Origin of the sequence: Streptomyces sp. S.PNR 29 (assembly GCF_030386795.1) — a bacterium.
In the GTDB taxonomy this organism is placed as follows: domain Bacteria; phylum Actinomycetota; class Actinomycetes; order Streptomycetales; family Streptomycetaceae; genus Streptomyces.
In genome coordinates this window covers 774,941-798,186 of sequence record NZ_JANUQM010000003.1, presented here as the reverse complement: position 1 = coordinate 798,186, position 23,246 = coordinate 774,941, and the positions used below count along the sequence as shown (strand labels likewise).

The window sequence follows — 23,246 nt, the reverse complement described above, 5'->3', positions numbered from 1 at the left end:
GCACGAGGCTCACCATGAGCACGAGGCTCAGGAGACGCCCAGCTCCTTCGCGTTCTTCTTCAGGTCCTCAAGACCACCGCACATGAAGAACGCCTGCTCCGGGAAGTGGTCGTACTCGCCGTCGCAGATCGCGTTGAACGCGGCGATCGACTCGTCCAGCGGCACGTCCGAACCGTCCACGCCGGTGAACTGCTTGGCGGCGTGGGTGTTCTGGGACAGGAAGCGCTCCACGCGACGGGCACGGTGGACGACGAGCTTGTCCTCCTCGCCGAGCTCGTCGATACCGAGGATCGCGATGATGTCCTGCAGGTCCTTGTACTTCTGCAGGATGTTCTTCACGCGCATCGCGGCGTTGTAGTGGTCCGCCGAGATGTACCGCGGGTCGAGGATCCGGGACGTGGAGTCCAGCGGGTCCACGGCCGGGTAGATGCCCTTCTCCGAGATCGGACGGGACAGAACCGTCGTCGCGTCGAGGTGGGCGAAGGTGGTGGCCGGGGCCGGGTCGGTCAGGTCGTCGGCGGGGACGTAGATCGCCTGCATCGAGGTGATCGAGTGACCGCGGGTCGAGGTGATGCGCTCCTGGAGGATGCCCATCTCGTCGGCCAGGTTCGGCTGGTAGCCCACCGCGGAGGGCATACGGCCGAGCAGGGTCGACACCTCGGAACCGGCCTGGGTGAAGCGGAAGATGTTGTCGATGAAGAACAGCACGTCCTGCTTCTGGACGTCGCGGAAGTACTCCGCCATCGTCAGGCCGGCCAGGGCCACGCGCAGACGGGTGCCCGGGGGCTCGTCCATCTGACCGAAGACCAGCGCGGTCTTGTCGAGGACGCCGGACTCCTCCATCTCCTGGATGAGGTCGTTGCCCTCACGGGTGCGCTCGCCGACGCCCGCGAAGACGGAGACGCCCTCGTGGAGGTTGGCGACACGCATGATCATTTCCTGGATCAGCACGGTCTTGCCGACACCGGCACCACCGAACAGACCGATCTTGCCGCCCTTGACGTACGGGGTGAGGAGGTCGACGACCTTCAGACCCGTCTCGAACATCTCGGTCTTCGACTCGAGCTGGTCGAACGCGGGGGCCTTGCGGTGGATGGACCAGCGCTCGCCGTCGTAGGACTCGTCGACGTTCAGCACCTCACCGAGGGTGTTGAACACCTTGCCCTTGGTGAAGTCGCCGACCGGGACGGTGATGCCCGCGCCGGTGTCGACGACCGTGGCCTGGCGGACCAGACCGTCGGTGGGCTGCATGGAGATCGCGCGGACCAGGCCGTCACCCAGGTGCTGGGCGACCTCAAGGGTCAGCGTCTTCTTCTCGCCCGCGTTCGCCGGGTCGGCGACCTCGACGTGCAGGGCGTTGTAGATGTCCGGCATCGCGTCGACGGGGAACTCCACGTCGACGACCGGGCCGATGACCCGCGCGACGCGGCCCGTCGCCGTGGCCGTCTCAACAGTGGTGGTCATTAGTAGTCACTCCCCGCGGTCGCGTCGGCCAGGGCGCTGGCGCCACCGACGATCTCGCTGATTTCCTGGGTGATTTCGGCCTGGCGGGCCTGGTTGGCAAGCCGGGTGAGGGTCTCGATGAGCTCTCCGGCGTTGTCGGTCGCCGACTTCATCGCGCGCCGCGTGGCGGCGTGCTTCGAAGCGGCCGACTGGAGCAGCGCGTTGTAGATGCGGCTCTCCACGTAGCGCGGCAGCAGGGCGTCGAGGACGTCCTCCGCCGACGGCTCGAAGTCGTACAGCGGGAGGATCTCGCCCTTGGGCTTGCCCTCGTCCGCCACCTCTTCGAGGCTGAGCGGGAGCAGGCGGGCCTCTACGGCCGTCTGCGTCATCATCGACACGAACTCGGTGTAGACGATGTGGAGCTCGTCCACGCCGCCTTCCGCCGTCTCCGTCTCGATGGCCTCGATCAGCGGCGCCGCGACCTTCTTGGCGTCCGCGTACGTGGGGTCGTCGGTGAAGCCGGTGAACGACTCCGCGACCTTGCGCTCACGGAAGTTGTAGTGGGCCACACCGCGCCGGCCGACGATGTACGAGTCGACCTGCTTGCCCTCGCTTTCGAGCCGCTCGGTCAGCCGCTCCGCCGTCTTGATGGCGTTGGAGTTGAAGGCGCCGGCCAGACCGCGGTCGCTCGTCAGGAGCAGGACCGCGGCACGGGTCGGGTTCTCCACCTCCGTGGTCAGCGGGTGCCGGGTGTTCGAACCGGTGGCGACCGCCGAGACCGCGCGGGTGAGCTCGGTCGCGTAGGGCGTGGAGGCCGCCACCTTGCGCTGCGCCTTGACGACGCGCGAGGCGGCGATCATCTCCATCGCCTTCGTGATCTTCTTGGTCGCGGTGACGGATCGGATGCGACGCTTGTAGACCCGGAGCTGGGCTCCCATGAGTCAGGTCCCTTCCTTACGTCACTTGGCGGCAGCGGCCGGAGCGTCCTCGCCGAGCAGCTTGCCGTCGGAGGTCTCGAACTGCTTCTTGAACTCCGCGACGGCGTCGGCGATCGCCTGGATGGTGTCGTCGGACATCTTGCCGCCCTCCTTGATGGAGGTCATGAGGCCCTGCTCCTTGCGGTGCAGGTACTCCAGCAGCTCCTTCTCGAAGCGGCGGATGTCGGCGACCGGGACCTCGTCCATCTTGCCGTTGGTGCCGGCCCAGATGGAGACGACCTGGTCCTCGGTGGCCATCGGCTCGTACTGCGGCTGCTTCAGCAGCTCGACCATGCGCTGACCGCGCTCCAGCTGCGCCTTCGACGCGGCGTCCAGGTCGGAACCGAAGGCGGCGAAGGCCTCCAGCTCACGGAACTGGGCGAGGTCCACACGCAGACGGCCGGAGACCTGGCGCATCGCCTTGTGCTGAGCGGAACCACCGACTCGGGAGACGGAGATACCGACGTTCAGCGCGGGGCGCTGACCGGCGTTGAACAGGTCCGACTCCAGGAAGCACTGGCCGTCGGTGATGGAGATGACGTTGGTCGGGATGAACGCCGAGACGTCGTTGGCCTTGGTCTCGACGATCGGCAGACCGGTCATCGAGCCGGCGCCCATGTCGTCGGAGAGCTTGGCGCAGCGCTCCAGCAGCCGGGAGTGCAGGTAGAAGACGTCACCCGGGTAGGCCTCACGGCCCGGCGGGCGGCGCAGCAGCAGGGACACGGCGCGGTAGGCGTCGGCCTGCTTCGACAGGTCGTCGAAGACGATCAGGACGTGCTTGCCCTGGTACATCCAGTGCTGGCCGATGGCCGAACCGGTGTACGGCGCGAGGAACTTGAAGCCGGCCGGGTCGGACGCCGGGGCGGCGACGATGGTCGTGTACTCCAGGGCGCCGTTCTCCTCCAGCGCGCGGCGCACGCCGGCGATGGTGGAGCCCTTCTGGCCGATGGCGACGTAGATGCAGCGGACCTGCTTGTTCGGGTCGCCGGTGCGCCAGTTGTCGCGCTGGTTGATGATCGTGTCGACGGCCAGGGCGGTCTTGCCGGTCTGGCGGTCACCGATGATCAGCTGACGCTGACCGCGGCCGATCGGGGTCATCGAGTCGACGGCCTTGTAGCCGCTCTCCATCGGCTCGTGCACCGACTTGCGCTGCATGACCGTGGGGGCCTGCAGCTCCAGCGCGCGGCGGCCGTCGGTCTCGATCTCGCCGAGGCCGTCGATCGGGTTGCCGAGGGGGTCGACCACGCGGCCGAGGTAGCCCTCGCCGACGGGGACCGACAGGACCTCGCCGGTGCGCTGCACCGGCTGACCCTCCTCGATGCCGCTGAACTCACCGAGGACGATGGCACCGATCTCGCGCTCCTCCAGGTTGAGGGCGAGGCCGAGGGTGCCGTCCTCGAACTTCAGCAGCTCGTTGGCCATGGTCGAGGGAAGACCCTCGACCTTCGCGATGCCGTCGCCGGCAAAGGTGACCGTACCGACCTCCTCGCGCGAGGCCGCGTCCGGCTGGTACGCCTGGACGAAGTTCTCCAGTGCGTCCCGGATCTCCTCCGGCCGGATCGTGAGCTCCGCCATCTGGGTTCCCTGCTCTCCTTGTTGGGCCCGAAGTTTCTTTGGGGGTCTGGGGGCGACCCCCAGGAATCCTCTGCACGGCCCAACCAGGGCCGTCGTAAGTACGTACTTGTTGAGTTGCTGCTAGCTCGCCAGTCGGCGGGCGGCGTCCTCGATGCGGTCCGCGACGGAGCCGTTGATGACCTCGTCACCGACCTGCACCCGGATCCCGCCGAGGACCTCGGGGTCCACGTCCAGGTTGAGGTGCATCTGGCGACCGAAGAGCTTCGCGAGGGCGGCGCCCAGGCGCTGCTTCTGCTGGTCGCTCAGCGGCACCGCCGAAGTGACGACGGCGACCATGCGGTCCCGGCGCTCGGCGGCGAGCTTGGACAGGGACTCGAGTCCCGCCTCCAGGCTACGTCCCCGCGGCGCGGTGACAAGGCGCGTCACCAGACGCTCGGTGGTCACCTTGGCCCGGCCGCCGAGCAGGCTGCGCAGCAGTTCGCCCTTGGCCGAGGTGGTGGCCTTGCGGTCGGTCAGCGCGGCGCGCAGCTCGGTGTTCGAGGTGACGATCCGGCCGAACCGGAAGAGCTCGTCCTCGACGTCGTCGAGCGTGCCCGCCTGCTGGGCGGCGGTGAGGTCGGCGAGGTTCGCCAGCTCCTCCAGCGCGTCCACCAGGTCGCGGGACTGCGACCAGCGGGAGCGCACCATGCCGGACACCAGGTCGGCGGTCGGGCCGCTGACCTGGGCACCGAGGAGCCGCTGCACCAGTTCGGCCTTGGCCTCACCGGCCTGCGCCGGGTCGGTGAGGACCCGACGCAGCGACACCTCGCGGTCGAGCAGCACGGTGACCGCGGCCAGCTGGTCGGCGAGCTGCGCCGCGTCCACGGACGTGGAGTCCGTCAGCGCGTCGAGACGCTCACGTGCGGCTGCCAGGGCCTCGCGGCTCGCTCCGTTCATCGGGCGGCCTCGGCCTTCTCCTCGAGCTCGTCAAGGAAACGGTCGATCACGCGGCTCTGGCGGGCGTGGTCCTCAAGGGACTCCCCGACGAGCTTGCCGGCCAGTTCGGTGGCGAGCTTGCCGACGTCCTGACGCAGCGCGGACGCGGCGGCCTTGCGGTCGGCCTCGATCTGGGCGTGACCAGCGGTGACGATCTCCTCACGCTGCCGCTGGCCCTCCGCCCGCATCTCGGCGATGAGGGCGGCACCCTGCTCCTGCGCCTCCTGACGCAGGCGCGCGGCCTCGTGCCGGGCCTCGGCGAGCTGGGCCTTGTACTGCTCCAGGACGCTCTGGGCCTCGGTCCGCGCGGCCTCGGCCTTCTCGATACCGCCTTCGATGGCCTCGCGCCGCTGCTCCAGAACCTTGTTGATGTTCGGAAGGAGCTTCTTGCCCAGGACGAAGAAGACGATCGCGAAGGCGATCAGGCCGATGACGAGCTCGGGGATCTCCGGGATGAGAGGGTTCTGGGGCTCTTCCTCGGCCGCCAGCTGTACCAGGGGCGAGATCACATCAGTTCCTTCCGTCGAAGTTTCTCGTCGGCCGGGACCGGATCAGGAAGGAACCGGGTAGACGAAGCCCATGACCAGACCGATCAGGGCCAGGGCCTCACAGAGCACGAAGCCGAGGATCTGGTTCTGACGGATGAGACCGGCGGCCTCGGGCTGCCGGGCGAGGGCCTGCGTACCGTTACCGAAGATGACACCCACGCCGATACCCGGGCCGATGGCGGCCAGGCCGTAGCCGATCGCGGCGAAGTTGCCCTGGATGTTGGTCGCGGCGAGGGTCTGGAGAGCGGACATGCCGTTTCTTCCTTCTTGTTCAACGGGCCGGTGGGGGTTGGCCACCGGACGTACAGGGGAGGTTTGGGTGGTGCTCAGTGGTGCTCGGCGAGCGCGCCCTGGATGTAGCTGCAGGACAGGAGGATGAAGACGTAGGCCTGAAGCGCCTGGATGAACAGCTCGAAGACCGTCATCACGAGGACCATCAGGAACGACACGGCCGAGTATGCGATACCGATGCCGTTCAGCAGGTACCAGGCACCGATGGTGAAGATGAGCAGCAGGACGTGCCCGGCGAACATGTTGGCGAAGAGTCGCACCGCGTGCGTGAAGGGCCGGATGAGCATGTTCGAGAGGAACTCGAAGAGCATGACGACCGGGAACACCGGGCCGAGCGACTTGTCGTAGGCGGTGATGTTCTTGAAGCCGCCGACGAAGCCGTGCCGCTTGAAGGTCAGGCTCACCCACAGGATGTAGACGATCGCGGCCAGGCCCGCCGGGAAGGCGATGACCGAGGTGGCCGGGAACTGGGCGACCGGAATGATCGACCACAGGTTCATGATCCAGATGAAGAAGAACAGCGAGACCATGAGCGGGACGTACTTCTCGCCCTCGCGCTTGCCGATCGTCTCGTAGACGACGCCGCGGCGGACGAAGTCGTAGCCCGCCTCACCGATCATCTGGAGCTTGCCGGGGATCAGCTTCGGCTTGTTGAAGGCCGCCCAGAAGAACCCGATGACGATGATCGTGCTCAGCAGGGACAGCAGGATCGGCTTGTTGAACTCGATCCCGCCGACGGTGAACATCGGCTCGAAGAGAAAGGAGTGCAGGCCGGGGGTCGGGAAACCGCACCCTTCGAAAATATGACAATCCGTCTCGAAGGCGAGCATCTTGGCGTCACTCACCGCGAGCTCCTTCAGCGTGGCGCATGGGTACGGCAACCTCGATGTGTCGGCGCGGTGTGCGACCGCGGAACGGCACTGGACTGGACTTGCGGATATGGGGGCGGCGACTGGGCTCCGAGCCGTGAGGCGTCACAGGCACGGCTGCCACCCACGCCAGCTCTGCCGCAGTTGTGGCGAGACCATAGCAAATGAGCGGAAGCCTCTTTACACCAGCCCTACGGGTCACGACGGTGTCCGGGCGGAATCCGGCTCCACGTAGAGGACCTTGGCCTTCATATGCGAACGCACCTGGGCCGCGATCCACACCAGGGTGGCGGCGAGCAGGGTGAAGGCGAAGCACTTCGGGTTGAAGGCGGACGTACTGCGCAGGGCGGTCAGGACGACCATCAGCAGCAGGATCTGCGTGGTGTAGACCAGCAGCCCCATCATTTGGAAGAGGTGGGGCAGAGTGCGTGCCGTCCGTTGCAGCACCACGAGGCCGCTGGTCATGAACAGCACGACGAGAAGAGCGCCGAAGGCAGCGCCGAGCGCACCCTTGCCGCCGGCCACGGCGGCACTGACTGCGACTCCCACCACGCCCGCGGCAGCGGTCGGCAGTGAGCAGTGCAGGAGCGTTCGGACGTCGTTGGACTGCATGGCGGCAGCTCCTCCGGCGAAGTCTGGGTGGGACGGTGCGGGTCGTCGATGGACGACAGTATCCCGAGAGTGAGGGCGCATCTCTCACCCGGGTGGCCGGTCGAACTGGGGCCACCCGTATAAATCCCGGGTACTCGTGAACCGTATCACAAACTATTTGATGCAGTCTTTACCCGGAAGGGTGCCGACCGTCACACGGACGGGTCACAGGACAGTACGGCTGGGTGACTTTCGGTCACAAGGGTGGTATACGCGCCAGACCATTGTCGAGCCGGGGGCCGCATTTGCGGGTCAATACGCTCAAACCGATGCGATCAATACGTGTAGAAGCCTTGGCCGGACTTACGCCCCAGCAGCCCGCCGTCGACCATGCGCGACAGCAGTGGCGGCACGGCGTACGTGGGCTCCCTGAACTCCTCGTACAGGGCCGTGCCGATGGCCGCGACGGTGTCCAGGCCGATGAGGTCCGCGAGCGCGAGGGGGCCCATGGGGTGGGAGCAGCCCAGGGTCATGGCCTTGTCGATGTCCTCGGCGGTGGCGAAGCCCGACTCGTGCATCCTGACGGCCGCCAGCAGGTACGGGATCAGCAGGGCGTTCACCACGAAGCCGGAGCGGTCGGCGGCCTGGACGACCTGCTTGCCGAGCACCGTGGTGGCGAACTCCGCGGCGATACGGCGGGTGCGGTCGTCGGTGAGCAGTGAGCCGACCACCTCCACCAGGGGCAGCACCGGGGCCGGGTTGAAGAAGTGCAGGCCCAGGACCTGGCCGGGGCGGCCGGTGGCGCGGGCCAGCCGCATGATCGACAGGGCGGAGGTGTTGGAGGCCAGGATCGCCTGCGGGTCCTCCACGATCTCGTCGAGGGTGCGGAAGAGGCGCAGCTTGGTGGGCTCGTGCTCGGGGGCCGCCTCCAGGACGAGCTGGCGGTCGCGCAGGTCGGCGAGGTCGGTGGTGAAAGTGACCCGTGCCAGGGCGGCGTCGCGCTCCGCCTCGGTGGCCTTGCCGCGGCGGACGCCGGCGGCGAGGGAGCGTTCCAGTCGCGCACGCCCGCGCGCGAGCCCCTCCGGTCCGGAAGCGGCGACCAGTACGTCGCGTCCGGCCCGGGCGCACACCTCGGCCAGTCCCGCGCCCATCACCCCGCACCCGACCACACCGACGCGCCGGATCGCCAGGGCCGCCGCGGTCTCCTCCGCCAGGGCGGGCTCCGCCGCCGGGTCGGGCGTCACGGAAACAGCCGTCGCTGTGCTCATCTCACATCTCCTTCGAACCGGTCCCGACCGACGGCGACCGTGACAGCACTCGGCTCCGTCGCCGAGCGACCGGTGACCTGGCTCGGCCGTGGTGGTGGTATGCGGGGGTGGTGGGGCGGAATGGGGCTACGGGGCCGGGGGACGGTCCTGTGGGCTGGCGGCGAGTAGCCGGCTGTGCGTAGCGGGGCTGGGCGGTCCGGTGGGACGGGGGTCCAGCCGTACGGTGGTGCGGCGGGGCGGTCCGGTGGGACGGGAGTCCAGCCGTACGGTGGTGCGGCGGATGGGCGCGACGGGGCCGGGGGTGGTCGGCGCGGGCTGCGGTGCACCGGTCGCCGGGCTCCCTGTCGGGGCCCGGCGCGGGCTGCCGGGGGCGCGGGTGCGCGGCTCGGCTCGGCTCCCGTCCGGGGGCGCCGGGCGCGGGCCGCCGGGGTCGTGCGGCTGGCCGGGGTCACCGGCGCTGACCGCTGGAGGCGTGACTGCACGGGACGGTCGGCAGGCCGTGAGGGCCGTCCGGCGCGGGCCGCTGAGGGCGCGCGTGCACCGCCGGGTCAGGCCCCCGTCGAGAGGCCGCCCAGCGGACCGCTGGGTCGCTCGTACGCCGCTCGGTCGGCCCCGTCAGAGGGCAGGCCGGCGCGGCGGTGCTGCGGCCGGGCGGCCGGCCGGGGTCGCCGGCGCGGGCCGCTGGGGGCGTGTGGGTGCACGGCCCGGTCGGCAGGCCGTGAGGGCCGTCCGGCGCGGCGGTGCTGCGGCCGGGCGGCCGGCCGGGGTCGCCGGTGGCAGCCGCTCGGGTGGTGCGGGTCAGGGGGTCGGGGTGAGGTCGCGCAGGAGGTTGAGACGGTCCTCGCCCACGCGGGCGCGTTGGGCGGGGTCGGTGACGCCCTGGCCGGGGCCGTCGGCCAGGCAGAGGACGCCGACCTTGCCGATGTGACGGTTGGTCTGGACGGAGCGGGCGGCCTCGGCGATCTCCGTGAGGGGGTAGACCGCGGAGAGGGTCGGCACGATCCGGCCGAGGGACACCAGCCGGTTCAGCTCCCACTGTTCCTGGAGGTTCGCGGCGTGGCTGCCGATGATGCGCTTCAGCTTCATCCACAGGTACCGGTTGTCGTACCCGTGCTGATAGCCCGAGCTGGAGCCGCAGGTCACCACCGTGCCGCCGCGGCGGACCACGAACACGGAGATCGGGAAGGTGGCCCGGCCCACGTGTTCGAAGACGATGTGCGGGTCCTCCCCCACCTCCCGGCGGATGATGCGGCCGAGCCGCTTGCCCGCCTCGATCACCGCCGCCGGGTCGTCCGCCGTGCGGTCGTCGACGCCGATCTCCGCACGGTCGATCACCACGTCACAGCCGAGCCGCCGAGCCGCCTCCGCCTTCTCGGGCGAGCTGACGACACCGACCGGAATGCCGCCGCCGTTCTTGACCAGCTGCACCGCGTAGGCGCCGAGGCCGCCGGCCGCACCCCAGATCAGCACGACGTCGCCCTGCTTGAGCCGCGCGCCCCGGTCGCTGACCAGCATCCGGTACGCGGTGCCCGCGCACAGCGGACTGCAGGCCGCCTCCTCCCAGGTGAGGTGGCCGGGCTTGGGGATCAGCTGGCTGGCCCGCACCACCGCGTAGTGGGCGAGGCCGCCGAAGTTGGTCTCGAAACCCCAGATGCGCTGCTCGGCGCCGAGCATCCCGTCGGCCTGCGTGGCCGCCTCCTGGTCGTCGACCTGGACGCAGCTGACCACCACATGGTCGCCGGTCTTCCAGTGCCGCACGCCGGACCCGGTGCGCACCACCACGCCGGCGCCGTCCGACCCCAGCACGTGGTACGGCAGGTCGTGCCGCGCCGCCCAGCCTCCCTGCGCGGCGAACTGCTGCAGGAAGCGGAAGGTGGGCAGCGGCTCGAAGATCGCCGACCACACGGTGTTGTAGTTGACGGCGCTGGCCATGACGGCCACCAGCACCTCGTCCGGCGCCAGTTCGGGCATCGGCACCGGCCCGACCCGCAGTGACTTGCGGACGTCCTTGTCCGCCACGCCCTGGAACATCTCCGCGTCCTCGGCGCGCAGATACGCCGCGGTGTATTCCGCGGGCAGCGCCAGGCGCTCAAGCTCCTGCGGGGGCGCGCCCGCCCGGACCGCTTCCGACAGAGAGGTCATGGTTCGCCTTTCCCGGGATTCGCACGGCCCGGTACAGGTCCGTGCGCCGCATTGTCGGGCCTAGTCGCGGTAGCAGTGCACTTCGTCGGCGGGAATCCAGTCGCCGTTCTCCTCGAACTTGATGAAACCGCGCTTGACGTAGTGCTTCTCGTCGACGATTTCATACCGTTCTTTGAGCAGGAAGGACTTCCCGAAGCCGACGCATTCGCCGGTGAAAGCGAGATAGCCGTCCTGCCAGCCCTCGGAGGTGAGGAGGGTACGGTTGCCCCAGTCGTCGTAGTAGTAGCCGGAGAATGCCGACTCCGACTCGACCCACTGGACGATGAAACGGCCCGTGAGGTCGTGCTCGGCCACCCGCTGCGTCATTTCGTAGGCATGCCCGGAGAAGGTCGACGCCGTGTTCCAGGAGGCGGTTCCCTTGGTGGGCGGGTCGGCGGTGAAGTTCGTCCACTCCGCGCGGAAGTCACCGAGCAGGAAATCAAGGTCGCGCATCTTTTCCGGCGCCGGCGGCTTGACGAATTCCTGCTCCGCGGAAGGTGCGGATTCCTGCTCGGAAACACTCATTGCGGGACTCACTCCGATTCTGGATGGCACACACGGGAATTCTCTGCATGCTATGCACGGCGCGACCCCTAACGCCAACCCCTATCGTCTCCCCATTCCCCGTGGCCGGGCTTCTGGGGTGGCTACGGGGACGCGGCTAGGGGCGATCAGCGCCTACCTTCGGCGCCGAAGGGCGCGGTATGCCAATCTCTCGGGCGGGTTCAGGTGACGAACGAAGCGCAGCTGGTTGATTACCTCAAGAAGATGGCAGCCGATCTGCGGCAGGCTCATCGGCGGATCAGGAAACTTGAGGCAGACGGCGCCGAGCCCATCGCCATCGTAGGAATGGCCTGCCGGCTGCCCGGCGGGGTCGGCTCCCCCGACGAGCTGTGGGATCTCGTGCTGCGCGGCGAGGACGCCATCACCGGTATGCCGACGGACCGCGGCTGGGACCTCGGCACGCTCTACGACCCGGATCCCGACCACTCCGGCACCTCCTATGCCATGGAGGGCGGGTTCGTCGCCGAAGCCACCGAGTTCGACGCCGAGTTCTTCGGTGTCTCTCCGCGCGAGGCCCTCGCGATGGACCCGCAGCAGCGGTTGCTGCTGCAGACGGCGTGGGAGGCGCTGGAGAACTCCGGGCTGGACCCGCGGTCCCTGGCCGGCTCGCGCACCGGTGTGTTCACCGGCCTGATGTACCACGACTACGCCACCGGTCCGGGCACGCTGCCCGACGAGGTCGAGGGCTATCTGAGCACGGGCACGGCCGCCAGCGTGGCCTCGGGGCGGATCTCGTACTTCCTCGGCCTGGAGGGTCCGGCCGTCACCATCGACACAGCCTGCTCGTCCTCGCTGGTCGCCCTGCACCTCGCGGTGCAGGCGCTGCGGGACGAGGAGTGCGATCTGGCGCTGGCGGGCGGCGCGACGGTCATGTCCACCCCCGCCACTTTCGTGGAGAACTCCCGGCAGCGCGGCCTCGCGCGCGACGGCAGGTGCAAGTCGTTCGCGGCCGCCGCCGACGGTGTCGGCTGGGGCGAGGGCTCCGCGCTGCTCGTCGTGGAACGGCTCTCGGACGCCCGGCGCAAGGGCCATCAGGTCCTGGCCGTGGTGCGGGGCAGCGCGGTGAACCAGGACGGCGCGTCCAACGGTCTCACCTCCCCCAACGGCCCTTCGCAGCAGCGGGTGATCCGGCAGGCCCTGGCCTCCGCCCGGCTCGGCTCCGCGGACGTCGACGTGGTCGAGGCGCACGGTACGGGCACGACCCTCGGCGACCCGATCGAGGCGCAGGCGCTGCTGGCCACCTACGGCCAGGACCGCCCCGCCGACCGCCCGCTGCGGCTCGGCTCGATCAAGTCGAACATCGGCCACACCCAGGCCGCCGCCGGCGCCGCCGGGGTCATCAAGATGATCCTGGCGATGCGGCACGAACAGCTGCCCCGGACGCTGCACGTCGACCGTCCCACCCCCGAGGTGGACTGGTCGGCGGGCGCGGTGGAGCTGCTGACCGAGAACCGCGCCTGGCCGCGCACCGACCGGCCCCGGCGGGCCGGGGTGTCCTCGTTCGGGATCAGCGGCACCAACGCGCACGTCATCCTGGAGGAACCGGAACCGGCCGACCTCGCCCCGCGGCAGGCGCCGGACGAGGACACGGGCGCCGCCGCACCCGTCGCGCTGCCGGTGGTGCCGGTGCTGCTGTCCGCGGCCACCGCCGGGGCGCTGCCGGCGCAGGCCGCCCGGCTGCACGCGCATCTGCTGGACCGGCCCGAGCTGGCGCCGGCCGACGTGGCGTGCGCGCTGGCGACCACCCGCACCGCGTTCGAGCACCGCGCGGTGCTGCCGGTCGAGGACCGCGCCGGCCTGCTGGCCGCCCTGGCCGAGCTGGCGGCGGGCGGCAGCCCGGCCGGGCTGGTGAGCGGGGTCGCCGACGAGGTGCGCAGCGCCCTGCTGTTCACCGGGCAGGGCGCCCAGCGGCCGGGCATGGGCCAGGAGTTGTACGAGACGTTCCCGGCGTTCGCGCGGGCTCTGGACGAGGTGTGCGACGAGCTGGACACGCGGCTGGACCGGCCGCTGCGTCCGCTGCTGTTCTCCGCCCCGGACAGCGACGGGGCGCGGCTGCTGGACCGGACGCTGTACACGCAGTCGGCGACGTTCGCGCTCGGGGTGGCGCTGTTCCGGCTGCTTCAGGAGTGGGGCGTGCGGCCGCGGCTGCTGTCCGGGCATTCGGTGGGTGAGCTGACCGCCGCCCATGTGTCGGGGCTGCTGTCCCTGTCCGACGCCTGTGAACTGGTCACCGCCCGGGGCCGGCTGATGCAGGAGCTGCCCGAGGGCGGCGCGATGGTGTCGGTGGCGGCGACCCGGGAGGAGGTGCTGCCGCTGCTGGCCGGCCACGAGCCGGTGGCCGGCATCGCGGCGGTCAACGGGCCGGGATCGGTGGTGGTGTCGGGCGACGAGGATGTGGTCTCGTCGATCGCGGCGCACTTCACCGAGCTGGGGCGCAGGACCCGGCGGCTGCCGGTGAGCCACGCCTTCCACTCCCCGCTGATGGATCCGGTGGTCGAGGAGCTGCGGCAGGTCGCCGGGCGGCTGTCGTTCGGCGAGCCGGTCATCCCGGTGGTCTCCAGCGTGACGGGCACCGTCCTCGAACCGGCCGACTGGGCGGACCCGGCGTACTGGGCGCGGCAGGTGCGGGAGCCGGTCCGCTTCCACGAGGTGGTGCGCACCCTCGCCGCCGAGGGCGTGAGCGTCTTCCTCGAACTGGGCGCCGACGCCGCGCTGACCTCCATGGTGGAGGAGACGCTGACGGCGGACGCCGGCGCTGCGGACGCCGTCGCCGTGCCCGCGCTGCGCCGGCAGCGCTCGGAGGTCCGCACGCTGACGGCCCTGCTGGCGCACGCGCACACGGCCGGGGTGGACATCGACTGGGCGGCGTTCTTCGGCTCCCGTCCGACGCGGGTGCCGCTGCCGACGTACGCCTTCCAGGGCACGCGGTACTGGCTGCGGGGCGTGCCCGGGACGGGTGATGTGGCCGCGGCGGGTCTGGTCCCCGCCGAGCACCCCTTGCTGGGCGCCACGGTGGTCCCCGCCGCCGAGGGCGGCCGGCTGTTCACGGGGCGGCTGTCCGCCGACAGTCATCCGTGGCTTGCGGACCACGCGATCGACGGCACGGTGCTGCTGCCCGGCACGGCCGTGGCGGAGCTGGCGCTGTGGGCGGGCGGGCACCTCGGGCTGGACCGGGTGGCGGACCTCACGCTGGAGGTGCCGCTCGTCCTGCCGGCCGAGGGCGGACTGCGTGTCCAGCTCACGGTGGGTGCCGAGAACGCGGCGGGCGAGCGCGAGTTCGGCCTGTACGCGCAGCCCGAGCAGTCCGCCGAGGACGTGTGGACGCGGCACGCCGACGGCGTCCTCACCGAGGCCCGCGGCCTGCCGGACGAGGATCTGTCGGCGTGGCCGCCCGCGGGTGCCGAGGAGGTGGACATCGCCGGTCTCTACGCGGACTTCGCGGCGGCCGGCTTCCACTACGGCCCGGTGTTCCAGGGGCTGCGCGCGGTGTGGCGGCTCGGCGAGGAGGTGTACGCCGAGGTGCGGCTGCCCGAGGCGTCCGCCGGTGACGCCGGGGAGTTCGGGCTGCATCCGGCTCTGGCCGACGCCGCGCTGCACGCGTCCGCCTTCGTGCCGGGCGAGTTCGGCCGGGAGCAGCAGGGCAGGCTGCCGTTCGCGTGGCGCGGGGTGTCCCTGCACGCGGCGGGTGCCGATCGGGTGCGGGTACGGCTGACCCCGACCGGCCCGGACACGCTGGCGCTGCTGTTCGCCGACACCGCCGGCCGGCCGGTGGCCACGGTGGACTCACTGGTGGTGCGGCCCGCCGCCCGGCCGACGGCGCCGGACACCGCCCGCGACGCGCTGCTCGTGCCCTCCTGGGTGCCGGTCGGCCAGGTGGCACCGGAGGGCCGCTGGGCCGTGCTGGGCGCGGGGCCGCTGGCGGACCTCGCCGGTGCGGAGCGGTACGACGATCTCGCCGGGCTGGGCGCCGCGGTGGACGCGGGCGGTGGCGTGCCGGAGTGCGTCGTCGTCCCGGCCGGGGTGTCCGACGGCTCCGCTGACGCCCGGGCCGCGCACGACGCCGCCGCGCGGGCCCTTCGGCTGCTGCGGTCGTGGCTGGCCGACGAGCGGTTCCGGACGGCCCGGCTGGTGATGGTGACGTCGAACGCGGTGGCCACCGAAGAGGGCGCGGCCCCCGATCCGGCGCAGGCGGCCGTGTGGGGTCTGCTCGGCTCGGCCGTCACCGAGAACCCGGGCCGGATCGCCGTCGTGGACCTCGACGGCGCCGCCGAGTCCCTGGCCGCGCTGCGTGCCGCGGTCGGAGCGGAGGAGCCACGAGTGGCCCTGCGGGCGGGCCGGGTCCTCGCGCCGCGGCTGACCCGGGCCACGGGCACGCGGCCGCAGCGGGGGATCGATCCGGACGGCACCGCCCTGATCACCGGCGGCACCGGCACCCTCGGTGCCCTCCTCGCCCGCCACCTCGTCCATCACCACCACGTCACCCGCCTCGTCCTGACCAGCAGGCGCGGCCTCGACGCGCCCGGCGCCCGGGAGCTGCGCGACGAGCTCACCGAAGCCGGCGCCGACGTCACCGTCGCCGCCTGCGACACCACCGACGCCGGGCAACTGGCCGGGCTCATCGACTCCATCCCCGCCGACCACCCCCTGACCACCGTCGTCCACACCGCGGGCATCCTCGACGACGCCACCACCACCAACCTCACGGACAGCCAGCTCCACACGGTCCTGAGCGCCAAGGCCGACACCGCCCACCATCTGCACACCCTCACCCGGCACCACCCGGTCACCGCCTTCGTGCTCTACTCCTCCGCCGCCGGACAACTGGGCGCCGCGGGACAGGCCAACTACGCCGCCGCCAACGCCTACCTGGACGCCCTCGCCCAGCACCGGCGTGCCGAGGGCCACCCCGCCATCTCTCTCGCCTGGGGCTTCTGGGCGGGGCCCAGCGGCATGACCGGCCACCTCGACGACGAGCAGACCCTGCGCCGCCTGGCCGAGGCGGGCATGCCGGCGATCTCCGAGGAGCAGGGCCTGGCCCTGTTCGACGCGGCGGTCGCGCTGGACGCGCCGGTCGTGGCGCCGTTGCCGCTGGACCTCGGCGCGCTGCGCTCCCAGGCGGCCGCGGGCACGCTGCCCGCGCTGTTCCGGGGCCTGGTGCGGATCCCGGTGCGGCGGGCGGCCGGCGCGGTCGAACCGGCCGGTGCGGGCTCGGCGTTCGCGGCCCGGCTGCGGGAGCTGCCGGAGCCGGAACGCGCGCGCGTCCTGCTGGACCTGGTCCGCTCCAGCGCGGCGACCGCGCTGGGCCATGCCACGCCCGACGCGCTGGACGCGAAGCGGACCTTCCGGGAGCTGGGCTTCGACTCCCTGGCCGCCATCGAACTGCGCAACGCGGTGGGTGCCGCGACCGGGCTGAGGCTGCCCGCGACCCTGGTCTTCGACCGTCCGACGCCGTCGGCGGTGGTGGACTTCCTGCTGGACGAGCTGCTCGGCCACGGGCCGGCGGTGGACGTGCCGCGGCCGGCCGCCGTGGAGTCCGGGGAGCCGATCGCCATCGTGGGCATGGCCTGCCGCTATCCCGGCGGGGTGGCCACGCCGGAGGAGCTGTGGGACCTGGTGGCGGCCGGCCGGGACGTCATCGCCGGCATGCCCGACGACCGCGGCTGGGACGTGGAGGAGCTGTACGACCCGGAAGGGACCAGGCCGGGCACGTCGTATGTGCGCGAGGGCGGGTTCCTGCTCGACGCGGCCGAGTTCGACCCGGAGTTCTTCGGTATCTCGCCCCGCGAGGCACTGGCCATGGACCCGCAGCAGCGGCTGCTCCTGGAGACGTCGTGGGAGGCGCTGGAGCGGGCCGGGATCGATCCGCGCGCGCTGCGCGGCAGCCGGACCGGGGTGTTCGCCGGCGTGATGTACCACGACTACGGCGCCGACCGTGACGGGCTGCCCGAGGAGGTCGAGGGGCTCATCGGGACCGGCTCGGCCGGCAGCGTGGCCTCGGGCCGTATCGCGTTCACGCTGGGTCTGGAAGGGCCCGCGGTCACCCTCGACACGGCGTGCTCCTCCTCCCTGGTGGCCCTGCATCTGGCGGTGCAGGCGCTGCGCAGCGGGGAGTGCGACCTGGCGCTGGCCGGCGGTGTGACCGTCATGTCCACCCCGGGCGTGTTCGTGGAGCTGTCCCGGCAGGGCGGGCTGTCCCCCGACGGCCGCTGCCGGTCCTTCGCGGCGGGCGCGGACGGCACGGGCTGGGGCGAGGGCGCCGGTCTGCTGCTGGTCGAGAGGCTGTCGGACGCCCGCCGCAACGGCCATCCGGTGCTGGCCGTGGTGCGCGGCAGCGCGGTCAACCAGGACGGCGCGTCCAACGGCCTGACCGCACCCAACGGCCCCGCCCAGCAGCGGGTCATCGAGCAGGCGCTGTCCGCCGCGCGGCTCGGCTTCGCGGACGTCGACGCGGTGGAGGCGCACGGTACCGGCACGACCCTGGGCGACCCGATCGAGGCGCAGGCGCTGCTGGCGACCTACGGCCGGGCGCGGACCGCCGAACAGCCGCTGTGGCTGGGCTCGGTCAAGTCCAACATGGGGCACACGCAGGCGGCGGCCGGTGCCGCGGGCATCATCAAGATGGTCATGGCGATGCGCCACGGGGTGCTGCCCAGGACCCTGCACGTGGACCAGCCGACACCCGAGGTCGACTGGTCCCCGGGCACGGTGGAACTGCTCGCCGAGCAGCAGCCGTGGCCGGACACGGGCCGTCCGCGCCGGGCCGGGGTGTCCTCCTTCGGGATCAGCGGCACCAACGCCCACGTCATCCTCGAACAGCCGCCGGCCGAGGAGCCGGCGGAGCCTTCCGGGCCGGTCCCGGGCGGGGTGCTGCCGTGGGTGGTCTCCGCGCACAGCCGGTCCGCGCTGTACGCCCAGGCCGAACGCCTCGTCGCCCATGTCACGGAGCGCCCGGGGCTGGCCCCGGCGGACGTCGCCGTCGCCCTGTCGGGCAGGGCCCGGCTGTCCCACCGCGCGGTGGTGCTGGGCGGCGACCGGGAGGAGCTGCTGGCGGGTGCGGCCGGGCTGGCGCGCCTGGCCGAGGAGCCGGACGGGGCGCTGCCGCCGGGCGTGGTGACGGGTTCGGTGCTCGGTGAGAGCCGTGTCGTCTTCGTCTTCCCGGGCCAGGGAGCGCAGTGGGCGGGCATGGCGGCCGAGCTGCTGGACTCCGAGCCCGTCTTCCGGGACCGGATGCTGGAGTGCGAGCGGGCGCTGAGCCCGTACGTCGACTGGTCGCTGCTCGCCGTGCTGCGGCAGGAGCCGGGCACGCCGCCGTGGGACCGGGTGGACGTGGTGCAGCCGGCGCTGTGGGCGGTGATGGTGTCGCTGGCCGCGCTGTGGCGGGCGTACGGCGTCGAACCGGAGGCCGTGATCGGCCACTCGCAGGGCGAGATCGCCGCCGCCTGTGTCTGTGGGGCCCTGGGTCTCGACGACGGTGCCCGGGTCGTCGCGCTGCGGGCCAAGGCGATCGGGTCGACGCTGGCCGGGCGGGGCGGCATGGTGTCGCTGGCGCTGCCCGCTGCGGCGGCGCGGGAGCTGATCGCCGGCTGGCCGGGGCGGATTTCGGTGGCCTCCGTGAACGGGCCGTCCAGCACCGTGGTGGCGGGCGAGCCGGACGCGCTGGACGAGCTGCTCGCCCGGTGCGACGGCGACGGCGTACGGGCCCGGCGCATCCCGGTGGACTACGCCTCGCACACCGCTCAGGTGGAGGCGATCGAGGCCGATCTGGCCGCCGCGCTGGAGGGGATCAGGCCGCGCTCGACGACCGTGCCGTTCTTCTCGACCCTCACCGGTGCCCTCTTGGACACCGCGGAGCTGGACGCCGGGTACTGGTACCGCAATCTGCGGCACACCGTGGAGTTCGAGGCGGCGACGCGCGCGGCGCTCGACCAGGGCTGCACGGTCTTCGCGGAGATCAGTCCGCATCCGGTGCTGGTGCCCTCGGTGCAGGACACCATCGACGCGGCGGGACGAACCGCGGTGGCGGTGGGTTCGCTGCGCAGGGACGACGGCGGCGCACGGCGCTGGCGCACCTCGGTGGCCGAACTGGATGTGCTGGGCGTCGAGGTCGACTGGTCGCCGGTGCTCACCGCACCCGGCTCCCGGCCGCCGGTGGATCTGCCCACCTATGCCTTCCAGCGCCGCCGGTTCTGGCTGGAGTCCCGCCGCGGCACGGGCGATCTGACGGCGACGGGGCTTCAGGCGGCGGACCATCCGCTGCTGGGCGCGGCCGTGGCGCTGGCGGGCGGCGAGGGCGTGCTGCTCACCGGCCGGCTCTCCGGGCGCAGTCATCCCTGGCTGCTCGACCACGCCGTCTCGGGCACGGCCCTGCTGCCGGGCACCGCCTTCGTGGACCTGGCGATCCGGGCGGGCGACCAGCTGGGCCTGCCGCATCTGGAGGAACTCACCCTGCACGCGCCGCTGCTGCTGGCCGACGGCGCCAAGGACGAGGTGACGGTGCAGGTCCGGGCCACACCGGACGGCGACTCGGGCCGCTGCACGGTCACCGTGCACTCCCGTACCGGGGAGGGCGGCTGGGTGCTGCACGCGTCCGGTGCCCTGAGCCGGGAGACGGCCGGGGAACCCTCGCCGGACACGGCCTGGCCGCCGGCCGGGGCGGAACCGGTGGCGGCGGAGGGCGTCTACGAGCAGCTCGCCGAGGGGGGTTACCACTACGGTCCGGCCTTCCGGGGCCTGCACGCGGTGTGGCGGCGCGGTGAGGAGTTGTTCGCCGAGATCCGGCTGCCGGAGTCCGAGCGGGAGGAGGCGGCGCGTTACGGCGTCCATCCCGCGCTGCTGGACGCCGCGCTGCACGCCATGGCGTTCGCCGCGGATGCGGAGACGGGGGTGCGGCTGCCGTTCTCCTGGACCGGGGTGCATCTGTACGCGACCGGGGCGACGACGGCGCGGGTGCGGCTGACCCCGTCCGGTGAGCAGCTGTCGGTGCTGCTCACCGACGAGGCCGGGGAGCCGGTGGTGTCGGTGCGGTCGCTGGTGACCCGGCCCGCCGACCTGGGCCGGCCGGCGAACGCGGCGCTGGAAGAGGCGCTGCTCCATCTTGACTGGGCCGTCGTGCCCGCCGAGGCCGAGGACGGCGAGCCGGACGGGTCGTACGCGATCGTCGGTGACGACCCGTTCGGGCTGGCCGGTGCGGACGCGGGCGCGGTGGTGGTGTCCGGCCTGGACGAACTGGCCGCCCGCGGCCCCGTCCCGGACACCGTGGTCCGCTGCCTGGCGCCCGCTGCGGCGGACGATCCCGCGGCGGCGGCGCACGCGGCGGCGCAGGAGACGCTCCGGTGGCTGCGTGCCTGGCTCGCCGACGACCGGTTCGCGGACTCGACGCTGGTGCTCGTGACCTCCGGCGCGGTCGCCGCGGGCGACGACGAGGACGTCACCGACCTCGGAAACTCGGCGAGCTGGGGTCTGGTGACCTCGGCGCAGACCGAGAACCCGGGGCGCCTGGCGCTGGTCGACCTGGACGGGCACGACGAGTCCCGGGAGGCGTTCGGGGCCGCGCTGCGGTGTGCCGAGCCCCGGGTCGCGGTCCGCGGCGGCACGGTCAGGGCGCCGCGGCTGGCGCGGGCCGGTTCGCATCCGGCGCTGCTGCCGCCGCCCGGGCCGGTGCCGTGGCGGCTGGAGAGCACCGGCCGCGGCACGATCGAGAACGTGGCGCTGGTGCCCTGCCCCGAGGTCCTGGACCCGCTGGGGCCGGGGCAGGTCCGGATCGCCGTGCACGCGGTCGGGCTGAACTTCCGGGACGTCATCGTCGCCCTCGGCATGGTCGAGGGGCAGAACGGCATCGGCGGCGACGTGGCCGGCACGGTCCTGGAGGTCGGGGCCGACGTGACCAACGTGGCCGTGGGCGACCGGGTGCTGGGCCTGTGCTCCGACTCCTTCGGCCCGGTCGCGGTGTGCGACCACCGGTTCCTGACGCCGATGCCGGACGACTGGTCCTTCGAGCAGGGGGCGACGGTCCCCATCACCCATCTCACCGCGTACTACGGCCTGGTGGACCTGGGCGGCGTTCAGCCCGGCGAATCGGTGCTGGTGCACGCGGCGGCGGGCGGCGTCGGTGTCGCGGCCGTGCAGCTGGCCCGCCATCTGGGGGCGGAGGTCTACGGCACCGCCAGTCCCGGGAAGTGGGGGACGCTGCGGGAGTACGGGCTCGACGACAAGCACATCGCCAACTCGCGGACCCTGGAGTTCGAGCAGGCGTTCCTGGAGTCGAGCGGCGGCCGCGGCATGGACGTCGTCCTGGACTGCCTGGCCGGTGAGTTCGTCGAGGCCGGGCTGCGGCTGCTGCCGCGGGGCGGCCGGTTCCTGGAGATGGGCAAGACCGACAAGCGTGACCCGGAGCAGGTCGCCGCGGATCATCCGGGCGTGCGCTACCAGGCGTACGACCTGCTGGAGGCCGGGCCGGACCGGATCCAGGAGATGCTGGTCGAGGTGATGGCCCTGTACCGCGAAGGGGCCCTGCGCCGGCCTCCGGTCACCGTCTACGACCTGCGCCGGGCGCGTGAGGCGATGCGGGACCTGAGCCAGGCCAAGCTGGTCGGCAAGGCCGTGCTCACCGTGCCGCGCGGGATCGATCCGGACGGCACCGCCCTGATCACCGGCGGCACCGGCACCCTCGGTGCCCTGCTCGCCCGCCACCTCGTCCATCACCACCATGTCAGCCGCCTCGTCCTGACCAGCAGGCGCGGCCCCGACGCCCCCGGCGCCCGGGAACTCCGCGACGAACTCAGCGCCGCCGGCGCCGACGTCACCGTCGCCGCCTGCGACACCGGCGATCCCACCGAGTTGGAGAGCCTGCTCGCCACCATCCCCTCCGAGCACCCCCTCACCACCGTCATCCACACCGCGGGCACCCTCGACGACGCCACCACCGCCAACCTCACCGACGCCCAGCTCCACACCGTGCTGCGTCCCAAGGTGGACGCCGCGACCCTGCTGCACCGCCTCACCCTCGACCACCCCGTCACCACCTTCGTCCTCTACTCATCGGCGGCCGGGCAGCTCGGCACCGCGGGCCAGGCCAACTACGCCGCCGCCAACACCTACCTCGACGCCCTCGCCCACCACCGCCGCGCCCACGGCCTCCCCGCCACCTCCCTCGCGTGGGGCTTCTGGGCCCAGCGCAGCGGCATGACCGGCCACCTCGACGACGACGACGTCCAGCGCATGGAGCGGGCGGGCATGCGGCCGCTGGACGACGAGGAGGGGCTGGCCCTGTTCGACCTGGCCGTCGGGGCGGACGTACCGCTTCAGGTGGTCACCCGGCTGACCGCGGCGGCCCTGCGCGGCGGGGCGGACAGCGTGCCGCACCTGTTCCGGGGGCTGGCGCAGGGCACCGCCCGGCGGGTGGTGCGGTCCGGTGGGGACGGCTCCGAGCTGCGGACCCGGCTGGCCGGGCTGCCGCCCGCGGAGCAGCGGCGCAGGCTGCTGGACCTGGTCCGGTCGAACGCGGCCACCGTGCTGGGCCATGGGTCGGCCGAGGCCGTCACGGCGGAGCAGTCCTTCAAGGATCTGGGCTTCGACTCGCTGACCGCCGTGGAGTTCCGCAACCGGCTCGGGGCGGCCACCGGGCTGCGGCTGCCGGCCACGCTCGTCTTCGAGCATCCGACACCGGCGGCGCTCGCCGGGGAGTTGCTGACGGAGCTCGCGCCGGCCGGGCTGTCGGGTGTCGAGGCGGCGCTGATGGAGGTGGACGCGCTGGAGACCGCGCTGGCCGAGATCGCGGCGGCCGACGGTGACCACGAGCGGGTCCTGCGGCGGCTGCGCGGGCTGGTGTCCAAGTGGAGCGCGCCGGAGAGCGAACCGGCCGCCGGGAACGGGCTCGACGACCTCGACACGGCCACCACCGACGACCTCTTCGACGCGATCGACCAGGGCTTCGGTCTCTGACCGGCGCCGATCGTCCCGGGAACA

12 protein-coding genes are annotated in these 23,246 nt (G+C 72.2%); 1 reads left to right on the top strand and 11 read right to left on the bottom strand.

What is annotated here, in order from left to right; all coding sequences use genetic code 11:
• Nucleotides 1–27: 27 nt before the first annotated feature.
• The 11 genes from atpD to NW895_RS12050 all read right to left on the bottom strand — a co-directional run bounded on the left by atpD (nt 28) and on the right by NW895_RS12050 (nt 11,243).
• Complete coding sequence (gene atpD, locus NW895_RS12100; protein ID WP_289935426.1) at nt 28–1,464, bottom strand: F0F1 ATP synthase subunit beta; 1,437 nt, start codon at nt 1,462–1,464, stop codon at nt 28–30.
• Nucleotides 1,464–2,381, bottom strand: coding sequence for a F0F1 ATP synthase subunit gamma (locus tag NW895_RS12095; protein WP_289935425.1), 918 nt, complete (start codon nt 2,379–2,381; stop codon nt 1,464–1,466). Before NW895_RS12095 ends, atpD begins: the two co-directional genes overlap by 1 nt.
• Before the next feature lie 21 nt (nt 2,382–2,402).
• Nucleotides 2,403–3,995 (bottom strand): F0F1 ATP synthase subunit alpha, encoded by a 1,593-nt coding sequence (gene atpA / locus NW895_RS12090; RefSeq protein ID WP_289935424.1) that lies wholly within the window; start codon nt 3,993–3,995, stop codon nt 2,403–2,405.
• Between the two features lie 120 nt (nt 3,996–4,115).
• Nucleotides 4,116–4,931 (bottom strand): F0F1 ATP synthase subunit delta, encoded by an 816-nt coding sequence (locus NW895_RS12085; protein ID WP_289935423.1) that lies wholly within the window; start codon nt 4,929–4,931, stop codon nt 4,116–4,118.
• On the bottom strand, nt 4,928–5,479 hold the full coding sequence (locus NW895_RS12080) for a F0F1 ATP synthase subunit B (protein ID WP_289935422.1): 552 nt from the start codon (nt 5,477–5,479) through the stop codon (nt 4,928–4,930). Before NW895_RS12080 ends, NW895_RS12085 begins: the two co-directional genes overlap by 4 nt.
• Nucleotides 5,480–5,521: 42 nt before the next feature.
• Nucleotides 5,522–5,770, bottom strand: a complete 249-nt coding sequence (locus NW895_RS12075; RefSeq protein WP_029382919.1) for an ATP synthase subunit C — start codon at nt 5,768–5,770, stop codon at nt 5,522–5,524.
• Between the two features lie 74 nt (nt 5,771–5,844).
• A complete protein-coding gene (gene atpB, locus NW895_RS12070; RefSeq protein WP_289935528.1) occupies nt 5,845–6,639 on the bottom strand; it encodes a F0F1 ATP synthase subunit A in 795 nt (264 codons plus the stop codon).
• A 237-nt stretch (nt 6,640–6,876) separates the two neighbouring features.
• Nucleotides 6,877–7,290: a hypothetical protein gene (locus NW895_RS12065; protein ID WP_289935421.1), complete on the bottom strand. Its 414-nt coding sequence runs from the start codon at nt 7,288–7,290 to the stop codon at nt 6,877–6,879.
• A 314-nt stretch (nt 7,291–7,604) separates the two neighbouring features.
• Nucleotides 7,605–8,537 carry a 3-hydroxybutyryl-CoA dehydrogenase gene (locus NW895_RS12060; RefSeq protein WP_289935420.1) on the bottom strand — a complete coding sequence of 311 codons (933 nt, stop codon included), beginning with the start codon at nt 8,535–8,537 and terminating at the stop codon, nt 7,605–7,607.
• Between the two features lie 798 nt (nt 8,538–9,335).
• Nucleotides 9,336–10,679 (bottom strand): crotonyl-CoA carboxylase/reductase, encoded by a 1,344-nt coding sequence (gene ccrA / locus NW895_RS12055; protein WP_289935419.1) that lies wholly within the window; start codon nt 10,677–10,679, stop codon nt 9,336–9,338.
• Nucleotides 10,680–10,739: 60 nt separating this feature from the next.
• The gene (locus tag NW895_RS12050) at nt 10,740–11,243 is read right to left on the bottom strand and encodes a hypothetical protein (protein ID WP_289935418.1); all 504 of its coding nucleotides are present in this window, start codon (nt 11,241–11,243) and stop codon (nt 10,740–10,742) included.
• A 243-nt stretch (nt 11,244–11,486) separates the two neighbouring features.
• On the opposite strand from NW895_RS12050, the gene NW895_RS12045 reads away from it, so the two are divergent.
• A complete protein-coding gene (locus NW895_RS12045; RefSeq protein ID WP_289935527.1) occupies nt 11,487–23,222 on the top strand; it encodes a type I polyketide synthase in 11,736 nt (3,911 codons plus the stop codon).
• Nucleotides 23,223–23,246: the final 24 nt, after the last annotated feature.